The sequence below is a fragment of the Massilia sp. CT11-108 genome, from assembly GCF_047302915.1.
Lineage (GTDB): Bacteria > Pseudomonadota > Gammaproteobacteria > Burkholderiales > Burkholderiaceae_D > Telluria > Telluria orientalis.
Window position 1 is genome coordinate 1 of record NZ_JBKYMO010001838.1, and the last position, 217, is coordinate 217.

At 68.2% G+C, this 217-nt stretch carries 1 protein-coding gene; it reads right to left on the minus strand.

Features of this window, described 5'->3' with window-relative positions:
* On the minus strand, positions 1-217 hold a 217-nt coding region (locus tag ACEN88_RS36510; protein WP_413347243.1), incomplete at both ends, for a hypothetical protein.

Here is a 217-nt window from a genome sequence, read left to right on the forward strand (position 1 = left end):
GAGCCGCCCTGGTTGTCCGTGGCCGCGAAGGTGACCGTCGCGTCCGTGGTCGCCGTGCCTTGCGGCGCGGTGGCCGTGGTCACCGGTGCGATCACGTCCGCGCCATGCAGCGAGCCGTGCAGGCGAACTTCCCTGATCGAGCCGAACCACGCGTTCGGGTTGTACACACGGATGTAGCGGTAAGGCACCAGGCTCGTGACCGGCAGCGTCTGCCATT